This is a genomic window from Hydrocoleum sp. CS-953 (genome assembly GCF_002260545.1).
Classification (GTDB): Bacteria; Cyanobacteriota; Cyanobacteriia; order Cyanobacteriales; family Microcoleaceae; genus Trichodesmium.
Genome location: NZ_LGSU01000309.1, coordinates 1 through 2,709 on the forward strand (window position 1 = coordinate 1; position 2,709 = coordinate 2,709).

The following is a 2,709-nucleotide window of genomic DNA, read 5'->3' on the forward strand; positions in this document are numbered from 1 at the left end:
TCCCTGTTCCCTGTTCCCTGTTCCCTGTTCCCTCAAAGCTAGAATTTTGTACCTCACGCTTTTTGGGAATTGCTATAAAAGCATTAACTGTACTGTTTAGTTGTAAATAGGAACTGTCAACAATGCAAATCTCACAAAATTGCCTTGATTTAATCAAGAAATGGGAAGGACTTTTTCTGAATGCTTATCTAGATCCAGTAGGTATACCAACTATTGGGTATGGAACCACCCGTTACCCTGACGGACAAGTAGTTCAGTTAGGGGATAGAATTTCTGAAAGGAATGCAGAAGCATACCTCAGGTATGAATGCTCCAGAGTAGCGAGAGAAATTTCTGGACTAATAAGAGTTCCTGTTAATCAAAACCAATTTGATGCTTTAGTATCTTTTGCTTATAACGTAGGAACTGGTGCATTTCAAGGTAGTACCTTANGGAACCACCCGTTACCCTGACGGACAAGTAGTTCAGTTAGGGGATAGAATTTCTGAAAGGAATGCAGAAGCATACCTCAGGTATGAATGCTCCAGAGTAGCGAGAGAAATTTCTGGACTAATAAGAGTTCCTGTTAATCAAAACCAATTTGATGCTTTAGTATCTTTTGCTTATAACGTAGGAACTGGTGCATTTCAAGGTAGTACCTTATTAAGAAAACTCAATCAAGGAGATTATCAAGGAGCAGCTAATGAATTTTCCCGTTGGGTAAATGGAGTAGTTAATGGTGTTTTTCAGCCACTACCAGGGTTAGTATCTCGTCGTGCTGATGAACAGGAATTATTTCTCAGAGCTGGAGGAGAAAAAAAACCTTTAGAAGGAGAAATTTCAAAACAAGAGGAAGTAACTTGGTTAGAAGGATATAGGGATGAAAATAAGAAAACTGTAGTTGTGGCTTGGAAGCAGGGTGAAGTAGTAGAAATCTTAACTCTAGAAAGGTTTGATAAAGACTTATTAGCTAGTATTTTTCCTCAGTATCCAAATGCTAGCTTTTTTGTTATTGCTCCTGCTAATAAATCAATTCCTCCTGGTGAAAGAATTTCCGTTTTCAAACTTTCTGATATATATAGTCAAGGTACACCTCCAACACTAAATCGTGTATTAGTGCGGGGTAGTCAAGGGGAAGATGTAAGAATTTTACAAGATAGATTGAAAGATTTAGGGTATTATTCTGGAGAACTTGAGCCGATTTTTGGTAAGAAAACTGAACTTGCAGTTATAGAATTTAAAAAAGATTATTTTGGCCCTACAGCAGCTAATAGTACGGTAGAGTCAATAACTTGGCAAAAATTATGGGGAGATGCTCCACCTCCACCTCCTCCTGCACCACCACCCACGACAAATAGAAACTACTTGCTATTAACAAAGACAAGTCGAAAGGATAGGTATGGATGTTATGTACTTAACTTAGACTATTTTAAAAGTGGAAAACTACAAGACAGATTAGAAGTTTGTTGTGGCGCCCCTGGAAGACAATTTTTCCGTACTGCGGCTCGGAGTCGGGCAATGACTGGGGAACCGTTACCAGAAGGAAAGTGGTACATTCAGGATATTGTTTGGGCTGATGGTAGAGATAATTATTATGGTCGGATTTTTCAAAGTGGTATTGGCCCGGTAACAGTTCCATTAGATTATATAACACCAGGTACAACTGAAAGAAGCGCGATCGAAATTCATATTGACTGGAATAGAAATTTTGGTGCCCCTGGAACTGTTGGTTGTATCGCTACTTACAATATAGCTGATTATAAAAGGTTTATTACTTGGTTACGGGATACAGATCCCCGCGATCTTTTTGTTGACTGGAAATTGGGAACTTGTCCTAAACCTTAATTGAAATGATGGTGCGTAACGCTTGGCGCTGCGCACCCTACTTGGCTTTTGATTTGATATCAATCAGGTTTATTCAAATCTGGAGAATTGTCATCTCCTCCCATTAATTCACCCAATGCTTCTGACATAGCTTTTGGGTCCATAAATAATATCTTAGAATTATCACTTTCACTTAATTTTTGATTAGTGTCTATGTATCTTTGAGCAATCAGAAAGTGCATAAATGTACGACTATCTGGACGCAAATTTAAGGTTTTGGCAAGAATCTCTATAGACTCTGCTTGTCCTTTAGCTTTAGTAAGAGCAGCTTGCTTCTCGCCTTCTGCTTGTTCAATCATAGCTTGTTTTTCACTTAAAGCTATCCTTTCCGACTCCATTGCTGCTTTTACTGCTTCAGGAAAAATAATATTCTGAATCTCAACACGAATCACCTTTACTCCCCAACTAGAAGTCGCCTCATCTAATTTCTTCAGTAAAGCTCTATCAATTTCAGCTTTTGTAGACAAAACTTCTCGCATTTGCAAGCTACCAATTTCAGAACGGAGAGAAGTTAAAACAATAGTATTGATAGCATTTTGTACATCTTCAATTGCATAATATGCTCTCTCCATTTCTATAATTTGCCAGTACACTACTGCATCTACCTGCAAGGTTATATTATCATTAGTAATAACTGACTGAAGCGGAATATCCAAAACCCGCTCGCGGATAGTATCAACATAAGCTATTTTTTCTAGCAGGGGTAAGACTAACCGAAGTCCAGGTCTCAACGTCCGTCGATACCTTCCTAAGCGTTCTACTAAAGCTTCATCCCCTTGATCGATCACTTTTACAGAGGAGTTAATTGTATAACCAAAAATTGCAGTTGCTATCAGAGCCACAAGA

The 2,709-nt window shown here is 38.5% G+C and carries 2 protein-coding genes and 1 pseudogene; 2 read left to right on the forward strand and 1 reads right to left on the reverse strand.

Annotated features, from left to right (window positions below):
• Positions 1 to 122: 122 nt before the first annotated feature.
• Positions 123 to 431 (forward strand): lysozyme (locus AFK68_RS02830; protein WP_210407192.1); only part of this gene is annotated, 309 nt, incomplete at its 3' end.
• A 1-nt stretch (position 432) separates the two neighbouring features.
• Positions 433 to 1,824 (forward strand): annotated as a pseudogene (locus tag AFK68_RS02835) (glycoside hydrolase family protein); the annotation flags it as partial.
• Between the two features lie 59 nt (positions 1,825 to 1,883).
• Here AFK68_RS02835 and AFK68_RS02840 read toward each other — a convergent pair.
• Positions 1,884 to 2,709 (reverse strand): SPFH domain-containing protein (locus tag AFK68_RS02840; RefSeq protein WP_094671468.1); only part of this gene is annotated, 826 nt, incomplete at its 5' end.